Below are 17,825 nucleotides of genomic sequence, written 5' to 3' on the forward strand. Positions count from 1 at the left end.
TTATTGTTACGTCGAACCCAAGAGTCCGCATGTCAAAGTCACGCACCATCGGTTGGGTTTTAGTGATCGCTGCGGTCGGCGGGGCCGGTTATTTCGGCTGGCAGAAGCACACGGACAATCAGCTGGCGGCAGAAGCCGCGCAGAAGCGTTCCGCCCAGCGTCCGGCTGTGCCGGTCAAGATCGCGCCGGTCGAGAAGGCCGATTTCCCGGTCTATCTGACCGGCCTCGGCACGGTGCAGGCATTCAACACCGTCCAGGTCCGCACCCGGGTCGACGGCCAGATCACCAGGATCGCGTTCAAGGAAGGCCAGTTCGTCAAGGCGGGCGACACGCTGGTCGAGATCGATCCGCGGCCTTATCAGGCGACCCTCGACCAGGCCAAGGCCAAAAAGGCCCAGGACGAGGCCAATATCGCCAACGCCAATCTCGACCTGCAGCGCTACACCAAGCTCGGCGAGTTCGCGACGCGCCAGCAGCTCGACACCCAGCGCTCCACCGTGGCCCAGCTCACGGCCCAGCTCGCGGCCGACGACGCCGCCATCTTCAATGCCCAGACCCAGGTCGACTACGCCACCGTGAAGTCGCCGATCGACGGCATCGTCGGCCTGCGACTGGTCGATATCGGCAACATCGTCAATGCCTCGGCGGCGACCGGCATCGTGACGATCACCCAGATCGAGCCGATCACGGTGATCTTCACCGCGCCGGAAGACCAGCTGCCCGATATCAAGGCGGCACTGGCCGTTGCGCCGCCCAAGACCATAGCCCTGACCACCGACGGCAAGCGGGTGCTGTCCACCGGAACCTTGGCGCTGATCAACAATCAGGTCGACACCACGAGCGGGACTGTCCGGCTGAAGGCGGTGTTTGATAACAAGGACCATGCGCTGTGGCCGGGCCAGTCGGTATCGACCCGGCTTCTGGTCAGAACCTTGAAGGATGCCACGGTCGTCCCGGATGACGCAGTGCAGCATGGCACCGAAGGCCTGTACGCGTATTCAGTCAATCAGGAGAACAAGGCCGAGCTTCGCAAGCTCAAGGTCAGCCAGTCGATCGACGGCAAGTCGGTGATCGAGGATGGCCTGTCGCCGGGACAGCAGGTGATCACGGCGGGCCAGTACAAGGTCTCGCCGGGAACCCTGGTGACGACGGCGGTGGCGAGCACGGACCAGTCCCAGTCGAAGGTTACGCAGGAATGAGCGACGGAATTTCCGCACCATTCATTCGCTTTCCCATCGGCACCTCGCTGCTGATGGCCGGCATCCTGTTCGTCGGCCTCGTCGCCTATCCATTGCTGCCCGTCGCGCCGCTGCCGCAGGTCGACTTCCCGACCATCCAGATCACCGCGACGCTGCCGGGCGGCAGCCCGGAGACCATGGCGAGTTCGGTCGCCCAGCCGCTGGAGCGCCAGTTCGCGCAGATCCCCGGCATCGCGCAAATGACCTCGACGAGCTATCTGGGCACGGCGTCGGTCACGATCCAGTTCGACCTCAACCGCTCAATCGACGGCGCCGCCAACGACGTGCAGGCCGCCATCAACGCCGCCAGCGGCCAGTTGCCGAAGAACCTCCCCTCGCCGCCGACCTATCGCAAGGTCAATCCGGCGGACGCCCCGATCATGCTGCTGTCGGCGACATCGGACACGCTGCCGCTGACCACGGTCAGCGATTCCGTCGACGCCCAGCTTGCCCAGCAGATCAGCCAGATTTCCGGCGTCGCGCAGGTCATCATCGGCGGCCAGCAGAAGCCGTCGGTTCGCGTCCAGATCGACCCGGCCAAGCTGGTCGCGAAAGGCCTGTCGCTGGAGGATGTCCGCGCTGCGATCAACATCGCAACCGTCGACAGCCCGAAGGGCAATATCGACGGCGCCACCCGCGCCTACACCATCTATGCCAACGACCAGTTGCTCACGGCGGACCCGTGGAACGACGTCATCATCGCCTACCGCAATGGCGGGCCGCTGCGCATCCGCGACATCGGCCAGGCGGTGACCGGACCCGAGGACGCCAAGCAGGCGGCCTGGGCCAACGGCAAGCGCGGCGTATTCCTCGTCGTCTTCAAGCAGCCCGGCGCCAACGTCATCGACACCGTCGACAAGATCAAGGCGGCGCTGCCCCGGCTGGTCGCGGCCATTCCGCCGGCGGTCAAGATCGAGGTCATCAGCGACCGCACCACCACGATCCGCGCCGCGGTGGAGGACGTCCAGTTTACCCTGCTGCTGACCATCTTCCTGGTCGTGATGGTGATCTTTGCCTTCCTGCGCAGCTTCTGGGCCACCGTCATCCCCGCCGTGACCGTGCCACTGGCTTTGCTGGGTGCCTGCGCGCTGATGTGGATCTTCGGCTACACGCTCGACAACCTGTCGCTGATGGCACTGACGATCGCGGTCGGCTTCGTGGTCGACGACGCCATCGTGATGCTGGAGAACATCAGCCGGTACATCGAGGAAGGCGAGAAGCCGATGGCCGCCGCCTTCAAGGGTTCCAAGGAAATCGGCTTCACCATCGTCTCGATCAGCATCTCGCTGGTCGCGGTGCTGATCCCGCTGCTGCTGATGGGCGGCATCATCGGCCGCCTGTTCCGCGAATTCGCGGTCGTGCTGGCGATGACCATCTTCGTCTCGATGTTCGTGTCGCTGACGCTGACGCCGATGATGGCCTCTCGCTTCCTGCGCGCGCACAATGAGGAACGGCACGGTCGTCTCTACAAGCTCAGCGAGCGCGGCTTCGACGCGATGCTGCGTGGCTATCAGAGCGGGCTCGACCTTGCCCTGCGTTGGAAGTTCACCACCCTGATGATCTTCTTCGCGACACTGGCGCTGTCGATCTACATGTTCGTCATCATCCCGAAGGGCTTCTTCCCACAGCAAGACGTCGGCCTGATCACCGCGACCTCGGAGGCCAGCCAGGACATCTCGTTCGCTGAGATGAAGGGGAAGCAGGAAGAGCTCAGCAAGATCGTCATGCAGGATCCCGGCGTGGCGACGGTGGCGATGGCGATCGGCGGCAGCGGCCGGGCCGGCAACAACGGCAACATGTTCATCACGCTCAAGCCGCTGAACGAACGCGATGCCAACGCGCAGCAGATCATCGCCCGCCTGCGGCCGAAGCTGGAGAAGGTGCTCGGTGCCCGGCTGTTCATGCAGGCCGCGCAGGACGTCCGCCTCGGCGGCCGCCCGACCCGCACCCAGTTCGAGTTCACGCTGCAGGATGCCGACCTTTCCGAACTGAACCAGTGGGCGCCGAAAATCCTCTCGAAGATGCAGACACTGCCGCAACTGCGCGACGTCGCCACCGACCAGCAGACCAACGGCACCACGGTCGAGCTGAAGATCAACCGCGACACCGCCTCGCGCTACGGCATCCAGCCGCAACTGATCGACGACACGCTCTATGACGCGTTCGGCCAGCGCCAGGTGACGCAGTATTTCACCCAGCTCAACAGCTACCATGTCATCCTCGAGGTGCTGCCGGAGCTGCAGGGCTCGGTCGACACGCTGAACAACATCTACATCAAGTCGCCGCTGACCGGCGAACAGGTGCCGCTGTCGACCTTTTCGAAATGGACCACCGTTCCGGTGCGGCCGCTGTCGATCAGCCACCAGGGTCAGTTCCCGGCGATCACCATCTCGTTCAACCTGGCGCAGGGTGTCGCGCTGGGCCAGGCGACGGACGCGGTGCAGAAGGCGATGGTCGAGCTCGGCGCGCCGCCGACCCTGAGCTCGAGCTTCCAGGGCACCGCGCAGGCGTTCCAGCAATCGCTATCCACCGTGCCGCTGCTGATCCTGGCGGCGCTCGTGGTGGTCTACCTGATCCTCGGCATTCTCTACGAGAGCTACATCCATCCGATCACCATTCTGTCGACGCTGCCCTCGGCCGGCGTCGGCGCACTGGCAATCCTGATGGCGGCCGGCTTCGACTTCTCGCTGATCGCGCTGATCGGCATCATCCTCCTGATCGGCATCGTGAAGAAGAACGGCATCATGATGGTCGACTTCGCGATCGCCGCCGAGCGCGATCAGCACATGGAGCCGGTGGCGGCGATCCGCCAGGCCGCCCTGCTCCGCTTCCGTCCGATCATGATGACGACGATGGCCGCAATGCTCGGCGGCGTACCGCTGATGCTCGGAACCGGCACCGGCTCCGAAATCCGCCAGCCGCTCGGCTACGCGATGGTCGGCGGACTGATCGTCAGCCAGGCGCTGACGTTGTTCACGACGCCCGTCGTTTATCTCTATCTCGACCGACTCTCCAACGCGTTTGCGAACTGGGGCCGCTCGCCGCGCGCCGACCACGACGCCGACGATGGCGAGGATGGATCGGTCAAGCAGGCCGCCGAGTGACTTGACTTTTGACCGCATACCGGCACACCCGAAAGACGTTCATTTCGGAGCCGATATCGTGAAGATTGTCGCAAAGTCACTTTTCGCCCTGTTCACTCTGTTCGGCATGGCCGGCCTTGGCCACGCCCAGGCCCCCAAGGGCAAGAATGCGCCCGCGCCGGTTCCCGCAGCTTCTCCCGCCGCTCCTCAAGGTGACGCCGCATCTCCCAACAATACCGGCTGGGTCGCGCGCTGTACCAGCGCGAGCCGCGACGCGCCGCTCGAATGCGCGATGGAGCAGACCGCTGTTCTCACCAAGACCGGCCAGCTCATCGTGCTGGTCAACATCCGCGTTCCCGGCGACACCCGCACCCCGGTTGCGCTTATCCAGCTTCCGCTCGGGCTGAACCTGCCCGTCGGCGCCAAGCTGCAGGTCGACGACGGCAAGGCCGTCGACGTGCCGATCCAGACCTGTGAGGCGCGCGGCTGCTACATCAATGCGCCGATCGCGGCCGACGTCCTGGCCCAGCTGAAGTCGGGCAAGCAGCTCAAGGTGTCGTTCCAGAATCTCGGCAAGGAAACCATCAGCATCCCGATGCCGCTCGCAGATTTCGCGACGGTGTACGACAAGATCAAGTAGCAGCGCGGAACTCCCCCGTCATTGCGAGCGGAACGAAGCAATCCATCGCGCCGTATAACAGAGACATGGATTGCTTCGTCGCTTCGCTCCTCGCAATGACGTGCGCCATCATCGGTGAACTATCGTCTACTGCCGCGCCATCTGCGCGTTCCCGACACCGTCGCCATCGAGCTTCTGGTCGTCATGCATGACGACCGTCACCTGCAACAGCTTGCCGGTGAATTCGAACGGCGCCGCGTAGTGCGAGACCGGACTGCCGCGATCGCGGCCGATGTCGAGCCCGGACCATGAGATGAAATTGTGGAAGCCGAGCTGGGTCTGCATCGATCCCACCGGCTCGCCGTCGATCGTCAGCGTGTATTCGGTGACGCCGGTCCGCGCGCCCTTGGCCGGCGGCTCCTTGCGCAGCAGGCGCTCGACATGCACGCCGAGCCGCTGCGCGCCCGCAGGCACCTTGCGGCTGGAGGTGACGAGTTCATGGCCGCCGCCGACATTCAAATCGTGCACCAGAAAGCCATCCTTGATGTAGAGGCTGTAGCCCGAGGTGGCGTCGCCATGCGCGATCAGCACGCCGCTCGCGCCCTCGGCGATCTCGACATGCGCCTCGATGGTATAGCTGCGGCTGCGGACATCAGGCGCGACATCGGTCGGCACGTGCCCCATGCCGGCATGAAAGGTGAACTTCGTCCGCGCGCCGTGAAAGCGCGCCGCGTTCTCGGCAAAGCGCGGCCCGAAACGGTCGTCGAGCGGCAGCACGTTGTGCGCCTCGGCCTCGCGCCACCACAGTTTCGTCATCTGCTCCAGACGCTCGGGTTCCTTAGCTGCGAGGTCATCAACCTCGGAGAAGTCCAGATCGAGATGATACAGCTCCCATGTGTCGTTCTCGAACGGCGTGCCGGAGGGATGAAACGACACCGCCTTCCATCCGTCCTTCCAGAGACCGCGATGGCCGAACATCTCGAAATACTGCGCGGATGACTTCGACGGTGCCGATGCGTCGTCGATCGACCGCGCAAAACTCTCGCCTTCGAGCGGCATCTGCGGACAGCCGGCGATCTCCGCCGGCGCGGCGACTCCGATCAGATCGAGCAGCGTCGGCGTCAGGTCGCAGGCGTGAACGAATTGATGACGCAGTTCGCCTTTGGCCTTGATGCGCTTCGGCCAGCTCATCACGAAGGGATCGCGGATACCGCCGCCATGGGTGTTCTGCTTGTAGCGCCGCAGCGGCGTGTTCGAGGCCATCGCCCAGCCATGGGGAAAGTTGGAGTGCGTGTCCGGCCCGCCGATGTCGTTGATCCGCTGCAACTTCGCCGGCAGCGGCTCGGGCCGGAAGTTGTACGGTCCCATCGCGTTGACGAAGCCGAGCGGGCCGCCCTCCTGGCTCGCGCCATTGTCGGACATCACGATGACCAGCGTGTTGTCGCGAATGCCGGCCTTGTCGAGGAAAGCGATCAGCCGCGCCAGATGCCTGTCGGCGTGGTCGAGCATGCCGGCATAGGCCGCCTGCAACCGCGTGAACACGCGCTGCTCGTCGGCGGAATGCGCGTCCCACGCCTTCACGCCGTCGTTCCGCGCCGGCATCCTGGTGGCTTCCGGCACCAGCCCCATCGCCTTCTGCCGCGCCATCCGCTGCGCGCGCTCGACGTCCCAGCCATGGGCAAAGGTTGCGTCATAGCTCTTGATGATATCGGCGGGCGCCTGATGCGGCGCGTGGCAGGCGCCAAGCGCAAGCCAGGTCAGCCACGGCAGATCGGGACGATCGGCCGTGTGGTCGGCGATGAAGCGGATCGACTGGTCGACCAGATCGGACGTCAGATGATAGCCGCTCTCGTGTGTGCGCGGAGGATCGATCTGCGTGTTGTCGGACACCAGCTCCGGCGCATATTGATCGGTTTCGGCGTCGAGGAAGCCGTAGAAGCGATCGAAGCCGCGGCCGAGCGGCCAGCCGTCGAACGGACCGGTGGCGCCGCTCTCGGTCAGCGGCGTGACGTGCCACTTGCCGACCATGTAATTGCGATAGCCGTGCTGGCGCAGCATCTCGGCAAGCGTCCCCGCCTCGCGCGCGATCTTGCCGCGATAGCCGGGATAGCCGGAATCGAAATTGGCGAGGCAGCCGACGCCGACCGAATGATGATTGCGCCCGGTGAGCAGCGCCGCACGCGTGGTCGAGCACATCGCGGTGGTGTGGAAGCCGCTATAGCGCAGGCCCTCGGCGGCGAGCCGGTCGATGGTCGGCGTCCGGATCGGTGAGCCGTAGCAGCCGAAGTCGGAGAAGCCGACATCGTCGAACAGCACGACCAGGATGTTCGGCGCGCCGGCCGGCGGCTGACGCGCGTCGGGCCACCACGGCTTCGAGGTCGCAACCGTCTTGCCGATGCTGCCGCCAAACGGCGGCTTCCGATGCTCGCTCATGGCGCTCTCCCTGTCCTCGCCGCGGCTGACCCGCTGCCCGTTCCGGCACGGTGCGGCCGGATTGCTTCAAATGATAATCCGAATTATGATTATGAATATCAGGAGGCGCAAGCGCAAATGCCGCGGCTTTCGGACCAGTTCGATCTTCCCGGCGTCACCCCGTCGCGCCAGAAACGCAGCCGCGAGACTACGCTGGCGCTGCTCGAGGCAGGCGCCGAGCTGTTGCGGACGCGGAGCCTTGCGGAGTTGTCGATCGAAGCCTTATGCGGCAAGGTCGGCGCCACGGTCGGCGCCTTCTACAGCCGCTTCGAGAGCAAGGAAGCCTACTTCAACGCACTGATCGCGCTGGCGGCTCAGGACGGCGCGCGGCATCTCGCCCGGATGGACAGTCCCGCCGGCGATGTCGCGCTCGCCGACCTCTGCCGCCTTGTCGTGTCGGGCGTCATCGGCTGGATCCGCGCCCATGAAGGCGTGCTGCGCGCCGCGCTCCAGCACGACGACACCAGGCCGGACAAGTGGACTGCATTCAAGAGTCTCGCGCGCGCGGCCACCGAACACGCTACCCCGCTCCTGCTGCCTGCGATGGGCAAAGGTCGCAAGGCGGCGAAGACCCGCGCCATCGCCTTTGGCTTCCAGGTCGTGCTGGGCACGCTCGTCAACGCGATCCTCAACGATCCCGGCCCGCTCTCGCTCCGCGACAGGGAGATCGAGCAACGGCTGGCCGATTGCCTCGCGCTGCTGCTGAAGGCGGAGATTAGATAGCGCGCGGCGGGGCTGGGCCGGACGCTATCGCTCGCGCTTGTAGAGAAACGCGTTGTCCGGCTGCGGCATGCCGATGGTCTTGTAGAACCCGATCGAGTCGGGCGCCGACAACAACAGGCACATCGATTCAGGTCCGGCGTGGCGCCGGGTTTCCGCGATCAGGCGCTTGCCGATGCCATGCCCCTGGAGCTCCCGATCGACCGCAAGGTCCGACAAATAGCAGCAATAGGCGAAATCGGTCAGCGCGCGCGAGACGCCGACGAGCCTGGTCGCCTTTCGCGCCGTCACGATCAGGTTCGCATTGGCGATCATGCGCGCGATGCGGTCGGTATCCGCCAGCGGCCGCCGCTCGCCGAGGCCCGACTGGCGCAGAACCTCGATGAACTCGTCGACGCCGATCGACGCTTCGCGGGCATAGAGAATTTCGTCGATCACCTCAAACCTCTGTCGCAAATGACCGCACTACACGGGCGTGAGACCATGGTGGATCACGCCGGGCTAGTCCACCCTCATGACGTAACGGCACACATCGCGCTACGAGCGGTCCCGCTTCAGGCGCAGGTGCGCCCGGCAAGTCGTCAGGATTTGGAGGGTGATCACGCCACCGAGGCAGATTGGCTGGGGAACCTGGATTCGAACCAAGACAAACAGAGTCAGAGTCTGTTGTGCTACCGTTACACCATTCCCCAAGAATTGTCCGTGGTATCAACAGCTTAGCTGGATGACTGGACATCTCGGTACAGCGGGTTCGCCTGCCAAATCAGCGCCCGCGCGAGAGCGACCTTCTACCTGCTTGGTCCCACGCTTGGCAAGCATTGATGGCGTGGAATGGATGTGAAAATCGCAGCCGACCGGCGACATATCTGGGTGCAGCCCTCCGCAGGCGACAGCCTCCGCCGGGCGCGGTGTCAAAGACCATCATGAAGGAAATGAAGAACCAGCAAGGGATCGGCGGCGAGGAATGCCCCGACGCTGAACCCGATAGTGCCGACCGCGATCACGCCAATCCAGCCGTGATGCACCCATCCAAAGCTAGCGCCGATCAGCGTTCCGAGCGAAATCATGGAAACGGCCCAAACGATCTGAGCGGCGGCCTTCAGCACCTTGATCATTCGTGATCCACCGGCGAAAGGCCCGTCTTGGGCCCTGATCAATAGGTTGATCTCGCAAGCGGCACGTTCAACCGCCACAGGCCCTGACAAAGCGCCGCACCGCCGCGTTGCCACGGCGGTGCAAGAAACTGAACGGAAGAGAGTTGGCGGATCCCCTGCGGCTGGGCCTCAGTACAGCCCGCCCGTCCCTGACCGCATGACGGCGCGATCCGCGTCCGGTGAGACTCCCGGCTGCTGGGTCCCGTCGATCACATCAGTGCCGGCGACCAACGTCGGATCATAGAACGGCGGCGCCTGGCCCGGCTTGAAGGCTTCGAGCACCACGCCCCGGTTCTGACCAGGCGTGGCGCGCAGGCCGGTCTTGGCATCGACCAGCACCAGCCGGATGCCGACCGGCTGCTTGAACGGGGTGGCGGGCTTGTCGGCCAGCGCGAGCTTCAGGAAGTCGCGCGCGATCGGCGCCGCGGTGTGGCCGGCCTGCGCGTTGCGGCCGAGCGAGCGCGGCTTGTCGTAGCCGACATAGAGACCGACCACGAGGTCCGGCGAGAAGCCGACGAACCAGAGGTCCTTGGCCTCGTTCGAGGTGCCGGTCTTGCCGGCGAGCGGCTTGCCGACGTCCTTGAGCGCGGTGCCGGTACCGGCCTGAATCACGCCTTCCATCAGCGAGGTGATCTGGTAGGCGGTCATCGCGTCGAGCACCCGCTCGCGGCGATCGACGAGCTGCGGCTCGGGCTGGTTCTTCCAGCCCTCCGGCGCGTCGCAGCCGCGACATTCGCGCTGGTCGTGCCTGAAGATGGTGTGGCCATAGCGGTCCTGGATGCGGTCGATCAGGGTCGGCTTCACGCGGACGCCGCCATTGGCGATCATCGAATAGGCCGTGGCCATCCGCATCACCGTGGTCTCGCCGGCGCCGAGCGCATAGGCGAGATAGTTCGGCAACTCGTCATAGACGCCGAAACGCTTGGCATACTCGCCGATCACAGGCATGCCGATTTCCTGCGCCAGCCGCACGGTCACGGTGTTGAGCGACAGGCGGAGCGCGTTGCGCAGCGTGACCTGGCCCAGATACTTGCCGGTGGAGAAGTTTTCCGGCCGCCAAATGTTGCCCTGCCCCTGGTCGATTTCGATCGGCCCGTCGATCATCACGGTCGATCCGGTGTAGCCATTGTCGAGCGCCGTCGAATAGACGATCGGCTTGAAGGTCGAACCGGGCTGCCGATAGGCCTGCGTCGCCCGGTTGAACTGGCTCTGGTCGAACGAGAAGCCGCCGACCATCGCGAGCACGCGCCCGGTGTGCGGATCCATCGCCACCATCGCGCCCGACAGTTCGGGGATCTGGCGCAGCCGGTACTGGCCTTCGACGGCCTTGCCGTCCTTGAACAGCGGATCGGCGTAGATCACGTCGCCGGGCTGCAGCACCTGCGCCACCGATGTCGGCGTCTTGCCCTTGTACGGGCCGGACAATGCCCTCGCCCATCGCACGCCTTCCAGCGTGACGATGCCGGTCTCGCGCTGCTTGCTGATGGCGCCGCCGAGCTCGCGGCCGGGCTGAAAGCCGATCCGCGCCGACTGGTCGTTGCTCTCCAGCACCACCGCCATCCGCCACGGCGAGATGTCCGAGAGCGACTTGATCTCGGCGAGCGGAACGCCCCAGTCACTGCTGAGGTCGAGCTTCTGGATCGCGCCGCGATAGCCCTGCTGCTCGTCATAGTTCACGAGCCCCGCCACCATGGCCTTGCGCGCCATCACCTGGACCTTGGGGTCGAGCGTGGTGCGCACCGAAAGGCCGCCCTCATAGAGCTTCTTCTCGCCATAGCGCTCGAAGATGTCGCGGCGGACTTCTTCGGAGAAATATTCGCCGGCGAAGGTGTGCGCGCCGTTGCTTCGGTTGGTGACGGTCAGCGGGTCCTTGCGCGCCTTGTCGGCGTCGGCAGCGGTGATCCAGCCGTTCTCCTGCAGGCGATCGATCACGTAGTTGCGCCGCTCGATGGCGCGCGCACGGTTACGCACCGGATGCAGGCTGGCCGGCATTTTCGGCAACGCCGCCAGATAGGCCGCTTCCGAGATCGTCAGTTCATTGACGGACTTGTCGAAATAGACCAGCGAGGCCGCCGCGATGCCGTAGGCACCCAGGCCAAGGTAGATTTCGTTGAGATACAGCTCGAGGATCTTGTCCTTGGAATAGGCCCGCTCGATTCGCATCGCCAGCAGGGCTTCCTTGATCTTGCGGGTGAACGACACCTCGTTGGTCAACAGGAAGTTCTTGGCGACCTGCTGGGTGATCGTGGAAGCACCCTGCGGACGGCGGTTGGAACCGAAGTTCTGGATGTAGGAGACGCCCGCGCGCGCCATGCCGGTATAGTCGATGCCGCCGTGCTCGTAGAAATTCTTGTCCTCGGCCGCGAGGAACGCGTTGATCACGAGCTTCGGCACGGCCTGGATCGGCAGATAGAGCCTGCGCTCCTTGGCGAATTCGCCCAGCAGCGATCCGTCAGCCGCGTGCACGCGGGTCATCACCGGCGGCTCGTAGTTCTGGAGCTGCGAATAGTCGGGCAGGTCCTTGGAAAAATGCCAGAACAGCCCTGCGACCGCGGCGAGACCAGCCAGGAACAGGATGGTTCCTGCGGTGAACAGGAAACCGAAGAACCGCAACAGAAATTTCATCGACCAGATTTTCCGTGGCGAATACGTCGCTCGTTCTGAGTGCGCTGCGTGCCACTTAGGCCGCCCGGTATATCGGTCGCACCATGGACCTGCAATTCAACACAGGAGAATTAAAGCGGCCCAGGCGTCAAACTTATGCCATAGAGCCCGGCTCGCGCGCGCAGCCAAATCAGCCCCTCACCGCTCCTCGGCCGCTCTGCTGGACTACATCGCCCCCCAGCCTTCCATCCCTCGATTCGCCGAGCGCTCGGCGGACGGCACGCCGGTCCCCAAGCGCTGCGCTTGCGCGGTGAGCCGCTTGCGAGAGAAAACCGCAGGCCGGACCGAGCGCTTGCAGTACCCGGCTGCCGTTCGAGGCGCTGTGTCGTCAGAAACCGGTGGACAATGCCTGCCGGCCGACAGGATTCATGGTTTGGTAACCATGACTACCGCAAGTTGTTGCCATACACGCGACTCGCGGGGGCTGGTTCGCATGGCACTGCGCGGATTTAGACGACCCTTTACGGCCGACCCGAACGTCCTCGGATTTCCGAGACCTCCCACATCGGCGATGGGCACCGAAGCCTTGGACTTGGTCTATCAGGCGGCGGATCTGTTCCGCAGCATCGAGGACCGGGCCCGCGCCGGCGAGGCGCGCGCCGAGGCCGCCGAACAGGCGCAGCTCGAAATCATCGCCGCCACCGAGCGCAAGCTGAGGGACGCAGCCCGGGCGCTCGAGGAGGCCCGACGGCGTATCGAGTCCCAGCAGGAGCAGCTCGACGCCGCCGAGTTCCGGGCCCAGGCCGCCGAAGCCGAGGCGCGTGAAGCCAGGCAATCGCTGGCCTTGGTCGAGGATGCGATCCGCCGGCGCCTGCTGCTCACGAGCGGGCACGACGACGGCAGATCGACGGCCGTCGCCTGACGCACCACCGGTTTTGCAAACGGTGCTCCCTGCCCGGCGGTCCCCATGCGAGCGCGCGACGGCAATCAGTAGCCGGCGGCAAGCCCCGAATTGCGGCGCGGATCGTTCGCCCCATAGAAGCGGTTGCTGCCGACCGGCTTGCCGTCCAGCGACGGCGCCCCGATGATGATGACCGCGAGGTGATTGGCAGGCTGTGGTGGCCCGAACTTATGGCCCATGCCTTCCAAAATCTTCCGGGTGTCCGGCGATAACGTGAAGTCCTCGAGGTTGGTCGCCTCCGGAAGCCATTGCTGGTGGAAGCGCGGCATGTCCACGGCTTCCTGCGCGTCCATGCCGTAGTCGATGGCGTTGATCATCGTCAGCAGCACGGCGGTGATGATGCGGCTGCCGCCCGGAGTCCCGACCACCATGACCGGCTTGCCGTCCCTGGTGACGATGGTCGGGCTCATCGAGGACAGCGGGCGCTTGCCGGGGACGATGGAATTGGCCTCCCCCTGCACCAGGCCGTAAAGGTTCGGCACGCCGACCTTGGCGGTGAAGTCGTCCATCTCGTCGTTCAGGAGCACGCCGGTCTTGGCCGCGGTCACCTTGGCGCCGAACCAGTCGTTGAGCGTGTAGGTCACCGACACCGCGTTGCCGTCCTTGTCGGCGATCGAATAGTGCGTGGTGTTGCTGCCCTCGTGCGGCGGAACGCCTGGCTTGATGTCCTTGGACACGCCGGCCTTGGCCGGGTCGATCACGACGCGGATCTTCGCGGCGTAATTCTTGTCGAGCAAACGCTCGAGCGGATTCTTCACGAAGTCGGGGTCGCCGAGATAGCTGTTGCGATCGACGTAGGCGTGGCGCATCGCCTCGATCTGATAGTGCACCGCCTGCGCGGAATGGTAGCCGAGCTCCTTCAGCAGGTAGCCCTCGAGGATGTTCAGGATCTCGCAGATCACCACACCACCCGAGCTTGGCGGCGGTGCCGAGACCACGTGGTAGCCACGATAGTCGCATTCGACCGGCGCGAGTTCGCGAACCTTGTAGTTGTCGAGATCCTCCTGCGTGAGCAGGCCCTTGCCGGCCTGGCTCGAGGCGACGATCGCCGCCCCCACCCAGCCCTTGTAGAAGCCGTCGGTGCCGCGCTTGCTGATCTCGCGCAGCGTCTCGGCGAGCTCGTGCTGCGTCAGCCGCTCGCCGACCTGGAACGGCTTGCCGTTGTTGAGGAAGATCGTGGCCGAGGCCGGATCGTCCTGAAAATCCTTGGTCGACGTCTGCAGCATGCTGACGTCGCCCTGGTCCAGCACGAAGCCGTCCTCGGCGAGTTGCAGCGCCGGCGCGATGACGTCCGCGCGCTTCATCGTGCCGTATTTCTCGCGCGCATATTCCATGCCGGCCACCGAGCCGGGCACGCCGACGGCGAGATGCCCCTTGGTCGACAGGCCATTGATGACGTTGCCGTCCTTGTCGAGATACATGTTGGCTGTGGCGCCCCTCGGCGCCGTCTCGCGGAAATCCAGGAAGGTCTTGCGGCCGTCGGCAAGCTGGATGGTCATGAAGCCGCCGCCACCGAGATTGCCGGCGGCGGGATAGGCCACCGCCAGCGCGTAACCGACCGCGACGGCGGCGTCGACCGCGTTGCCGCCTCGCTTCAACACCTCGATGCCGACCTGCGTCGCGAGATGCTGCGCGGATACCACCATGCCGTTCTCGGCGGCGACCGGCGCAACCGACGCGGCGTGGCCAGGAGCTGACGTCGTGATGCCGATCGCGACAATGGCCGCGACCATCCATCGCGCGCCCGTTTGTGGATTTCGCATTGGAGTTCCCCCGATTGCGCCGTTTGGGTGCGGCGTATGTTCCTTCTATCGGAGCGAGCAAGTGTAGCAGGCCGCGCGCCCGCGCACTATAGGCTCGTCGCGCGCCGCATCAGCCTTGACTTTCCATCAGCCCGACGCGCGCGCCGCGGCTTGCCCGGCCGCGATCGATCTGAAGCCGCACAACGGCGCGATCGGCATGCGCGGTCCCGAATGCGCCCGGCGATGCTACGACGACGATAGCATCCTGATCCGCGCCGCCGCCGATACATTGATGATCTCACCGCCCCTGGTCATCACCGAGGACCAGATCGAGGCGAACTTCGCAGCGATCCGCCGCGCGTTGCACGCGATCGAGTGAACCTTTGGCTGCGGACGTTTGACTTTCAATGCCGCAACAAATTCGGTGTCGTCCCTGCGAAAGCAGGGACCCATAACCACGAATGTTGATTGGTTTGCTGCGTTGGAACAACGAATCCCATCCACAACACCCGCCGCGGCGTATGGGTCCCTGCTTTCGCAGGGACGACAGCTTCTTCGCGGAGACGCCGCGCTTGATTTACTACACCCCACCCCTCGCCCGCAGCCGGCTGTGGCGTCTGCCATAGCCGGCATAGATCATGAGCCCGATCACGAGCCACACCGCGAGCCTGATCCAGGTGTCGAGCGGCAGGCCGAACATCAGGAACAGCGAGGTTCCCGCGGCAGCCGGAGCCACCAGCCAGATCGCCGGCGCCTTGAACGGGCGCGGCAAGTCCGGATCGCGGACGCGCAGCACGAGCGTTCCGATCGAGACCACGGTGAATGCGAACAGCGTGCCGATCGAGACGAGTTCTCCGACCAGCCCGATCGGCAACAGCCCGCCGAGAATTGCAGCGACGCTGCCCGCGAAGATGGTCGAGACATAGGGGGTCTGGAACCGCGGATGGATCCTTGCGGCGATACCCGGCAGCAGCCCGTCATGCGCCATGGCGCGGAAGATCCGCGGCTGCGCCAGCAGCATGATGAGGATCACCGATGTCAGCCCGAACAGAATGCCGAGCTTGATGAAGGGACCGAGCCAGCCGATGCCAACAGCATCGATGCCGACGGCGATCGGATCGGGCACGCTGAGCTTGTCGTACGGTACGATGCCGGTCAGCACGAAGCCGACCGCGACATAGAGCGCGGCGCAGATGACGAGCGAGCCGAGAATGCCGATCGGCATGTCGCGCTCCGGCGTCTTCGCCTCCTGCGCCGCGGTCGAGATCGCGTCGAAGCCGATATAGGCGAAGAACACCACCGCCGCGCCGCGGACCACGCCGGACCAGCCGAATACGCCGGGACCGGCGTTCGGCGGGATCAGCGCGCCCTCTGGATTGCCCGCCGTCACCCAGTTCGCCAGCGAGACCGAGGAGGCTGCGGTCGCGAGAAACAATGCGATGACGACGAGCTTCACCACGACGACGAAGCTGGTGAAGCGCGCGGACTCGCGGATGCCGACCACGAGCAGCGCGGTGACGAAAGTGATGATCGCCATCGCCGGGATGTTGATGACCGCACCGGTCGACGACCAAACACCGGTGTTGGCGTCGTAGGCGAGCGGCGCCGAGGTGAATTGCTGCGGCAGGTTGATGCCGAAATCGCGCATCAAGCTGACGAAATAGCCGGACCATCCGATCGAGACCGCGATCGCGCCGACCGCATATTCGAGGATCAGATCCCAGCCGATGATCCAAGCGATCAGTTCACCGAGCGTGGCATAAGCGTAGGTGTAGGCGCTGCCGCAGATCGGCACCGTCGACGCCATCTCCGCGTAGCACAGGCCGGCAAAGGCGCAAGCGACGGCACCAAGCATGAAGGAAAGCGTGACGGCGGGTCCGGCATTCGCGGCCGCCGCATGGCCCGTCAGCACGAAGATGCCGGCGCCGATGATGCCGCCGATACCGAGCGTCACCAGTTGCAACGCTGAGAGCGAGCGCTTGAAGACCGGCGTCTCCGCGTCGCCATCGGCACGCGCCGCTTCCTGCAGCAGATCCGAGGTCGACTTTCGGTCCCAGAAACCGGCCAGGGTGTCTGTCACGCCAGCTGCCCTCCGCCGCTCGGGCCCGGCGGGGCCCGACACGATCTGCGGACTATAACGCGGCCGACGTCCGGGCGTTCGGGCGCGGCGCGACGGCCGACGCGCTTATCCACCGCCAAGAACGACAGCCAAGCGTGGTGCAGGGCCTTATTGGCAGGGATGGCGGCGGCCGTCGCGGCCAAGGAAGGTGCCGGACGCAGGATCGAACGAATGGTAGCGTGCGCAAGACGAGGACGGCGCCGCCGGCATGGCCCCATAGGCATTCGCCGGGTTGCCGCTACGTTGCGCCGCCTGCTGGGCCTCACCCCACGGCGTCAGGGCGCCGCCGTTGATCGCGCTACGCCCCGGATTCTGCGCGTCGAAAAGCGCCGGCTCCGAGATCTGGGCCGAGACTGGCGTGAATGTCATTCCCACGAGCAGCACAGCGGCTGCAACGGCCTTGAGTCCGGCCATAGGACCTCTCCGATGCATCAATTGAAATTCGCCCCAGAAACTGCACAGGGACGGCATCGCCGTCCCTTGTGCAACTGATGTGGTGACGGCCAAGGTCCCGATGCAGGGGACCACCAGGTCACAATGCCGCGAGGCAGCTGTCGCCGCCGCACGACGGCCGCGACGCGCGACGGCCGCCTGGTCCGCGCTTCACCGATTATGCACGTCAGGCCGCGGGTCGGAGACGAACCCGTCGCGGTTCGGCATTTTGACGGCGGCGAGCGACTTCGCATCGAGCACCGCATTGGCGGGGACGATGCCGTTGAGGCTGAGGATGTAGGCGGACACCGCGTAGACGTCTTCATTGCTCAGCGACTGCGGCGCGTTCTGCGGCATCGCGCGGCGGATATAGTCGAACAAGGTTGAGGCATAGGGCCAGTAGCTGCCGACGGTGCGGATCGGTTTTGGGCTCGCCAGCGTGCCCTGCCCGCCGACCAGGCGGTCACCGACGCCGCCCTGCCCGCTGTCGCCGTGGCACGCCGCGCACTGCTCGCTGAACACGACGCGGCCGCGCTCGACGCTGCCGCTGCCCGGCGGCAACGCCGCGCCGTCACGCCCGATATCGATGTTCCAGCCGGCGATCTCCGCCGGCGTCGCCTCGCGGCCGATGCCGTAGCGCTCGTCGGCATGAACAGCGACGCCGAGCATCGCGATCGCACT

General features: G+C 65.2%; 14 protein-coding genes and 1 tRNA gene. 6 read left to right on the forward strand and 9 right to left on the reverse strand.

The genetic code is table 11. The features are described 5' to 3' along the window. Positions 1-29: 29 nt before the first annotated feature. The 3 genes from HAP47_RS25525 to HAP47_RS25535 all read left to right on the forward strand — a co-directional run bounded on the left by HAP47_RS25525 (position 30) and on the right by HAP47_RS25535 (position 4,961). Positions 30-1,199, forward strand: coding sequence for an efflux RND transporter periplasmic adaptor subunit (locus tag HAP47_RS25525; RefSeq protein ID WP_173642234.1), 1,170 nt, complete (start codon positions 30-32; stop codon positions 1,197-1,199). Further along, the gene (locus tag HAP47_RS25530) at positions 1,196-4,342 is read left to right on the forward strand and encodes an efflux RND transporter permease subunit (protein WP_173642233.1); all 3,147 of its coding nucleotides are present in this window, start codon (positions 1,196-1,198) and stop codon (positions 4,340-4,342) included. The genes HAP47_RS25525 and HAP47_RS25530 overlap by 4 nt, the downstream gene beginning before the upstream one ends. 106 nt (positions 4,343-4,448) lie before the next feature. Next, positions 4,449-4,961 carry an invasion associated locus B family protein gene (locus HAP47_RS25535; protein ID WP_210285681.1) on the forward strand — a complete coding sequence of 171 codons (513 nt, stop codon included), beginning with the start codon at positions 4,449-4,451 and terminating at the stop codon, positions 4,959-4,961. Positions 4,962-5,087: 126 nt separating this feature from the next. On the opposite strand, the gene HAP47_RS25540 is transcribed toward HAP47_RS25535, so the two are convergent. Continuing rightward, complete coding sequence (locus tag HAP47_RS25540; RefSeq protein WP_173642231.1) at positions 5,088-7,373, reverse strand: arylsulfatase; 2,286 nt, start codon at positions 7,371-7,373, stop codon at positions 5,088-5,090. 117 nt (positions 7,374-7,490) lie between these two features. On the opposite strand from HAP47_RS25540, the gene HAP47_RS25545 reads away from it, so the two are divergent. Beyond that, a complete protein-coding gene (locus HAP47_RS25545; protein ID WP_173642230.1) occupies positions 7,491-8,135 on the forward strand; it encodes a TetR/AcrR family transcriptional regulator in 645 nt (214 codons plus the stop codon). 24 nt (positions 8,136-8,159) lie between these two features. On the opposite strand, the gene HAP47_RS25550 is transcribed toward HAP47_RS25545, so the two are convergent. The 4 genes from HAP47_RS25550 to HAP47_RS25565 form a co-directional block, all read right to left on the reverse strand. Then, the gene (locus HAP47_RS25550) at positions 8,160-8,570 is read right to left on the reverse strand and encodes a GNAT family N-acetyltransferase (RefSeq protein WP_371821658.1); all 411 of its coding nucleotides are present in this window, start codon (positions 8,568-8,570) and stop codon (positions 8,160-8,162) included. 180 nt (positions 8,571-8,750) lie between these two features. Next, a tRNA-Gln gene (locus HAP47_RS25555) sits at positions 8,751-8,824 on the reverse strand. 219 nt (positions 8,825-9,043) lie between these two features. Beyond that, positions 9,044-9,247, reverse strand: coding sequence for a hypothetical protein (locus HAP47_RS25560; protein ID WP_173642229.1), 204 nt, complete (start codon positions 9,245-9,247; stop codon positions 9,044-9,046). A gap of 168 nt (positions 9,248-9,415) precedes the next feature. Continuing rightward, positions 9,416-11,911 carry a penicillin-binding protein 1A gene (locus tag HAP47_RS25565; RefSeq protein WP_173642228.1) on the reverse strand — a complete coding sequence of 832 codons (2,496 nt, stop codon included), beginning with the start codon at positions 11,909-11,911 and terminating at the stop codon, positions 9,416-9,418. Between the two features lie 472 nt (positions 11,912-12,383). On the opposite strand from HAP47_RS25565, the gene HAP47_RS25570 reads away from it, so the two are divergent. Then, a complete protein-coding gene (locus tag HAP47_RS25570; RefSeq protein WP_231168367.1) occupies positions 12,384-12,812 on the forward strand; it encodes a hypothetical protein in 429 nt (142 codons plus the stop codon). A gap of 65 nt (positions 12,813-12,877) precedes the next feature. On the opposite strand, the gene ggt is transcribed toward HAP47_RS25570, so the two are convergent. After that, the gene (gene ggt / locus HAP47_RS25575) at positions 12,878-14,584 is read right to left on the reverse strand and encodes a gamma-glutamyltransferase (protein ID WP_231168368.1); all 1,707 of its coding nucleotides are present in this window, start codon (positions 14,582-14,584) and stop codon (positions 12,878-12,880) included. 145 nt (positions 14,585-14,729) lie between these two features. Between ggt and HAP47_RS25580 the strand changes: the two genes are divergently transcribed. Next, positions 14,730-14,972, forward strand: coding sequence for a hypothetical protein (locus tag HAP47_RS25580; RefSeq protein ID WP_173642226.1), 243 nt, complete (start codon positions 14,730-14,732; stop codon positions 14,970-14,972). 201 nt (positions 14,973-15,173) lie between these two features. On the opposite strand, the gene HAP47_RS25585 is transcribed toward HAP47_RS25580, so the two are convergent. From HAP47_RS25585 to HAP47_RS25595, 3 genes are all read right to left on the reverse strand, one after another. Continuing rightward, complete coding sequence (locus HAP47_RS25585) at positions 15,174-16,661, reverse strand: amino acid permease (protein ID WP_173643123.1); 1,488 nt, start codon at positions 16,659-16,661, stop codon at positions 15,174-15,176. A gap of 159 nt (positions 16,662-16,820) precedes the next feature. Further along, a complete protein-coding gene (locus HAP47_RS25590; RefSeq protein ID WP_231168370.1) occupies positions 16,821-17,126 on the reverse strand; it encodes a BA14K family protein in 306 nt (101 codons plus the stop codon). Between the two features lie 189 nt (positions 17,127-17,315). Then, entirely contained in the window at positions 17,316-17,813 is a 498-nt protein-coding gene (locus tag HAP47_RS25595) for a c-type cytochrome (RefSeq protein ID WP_231169002.1), read from the reverse strand. Positions 17,814-17,825: the final 12 nt, after the last annotated feature.

This window comes from Bradyrhizobium sp. 41S5 (genome assembly GCF_011516665.3).
GTDB lineage: Bacteria > Pseudomonadota > Alphaproteobacteria > Rhizobiales > Xanthobacteraceae > Bradyrhizobium > Bradyrhizobium quebecense.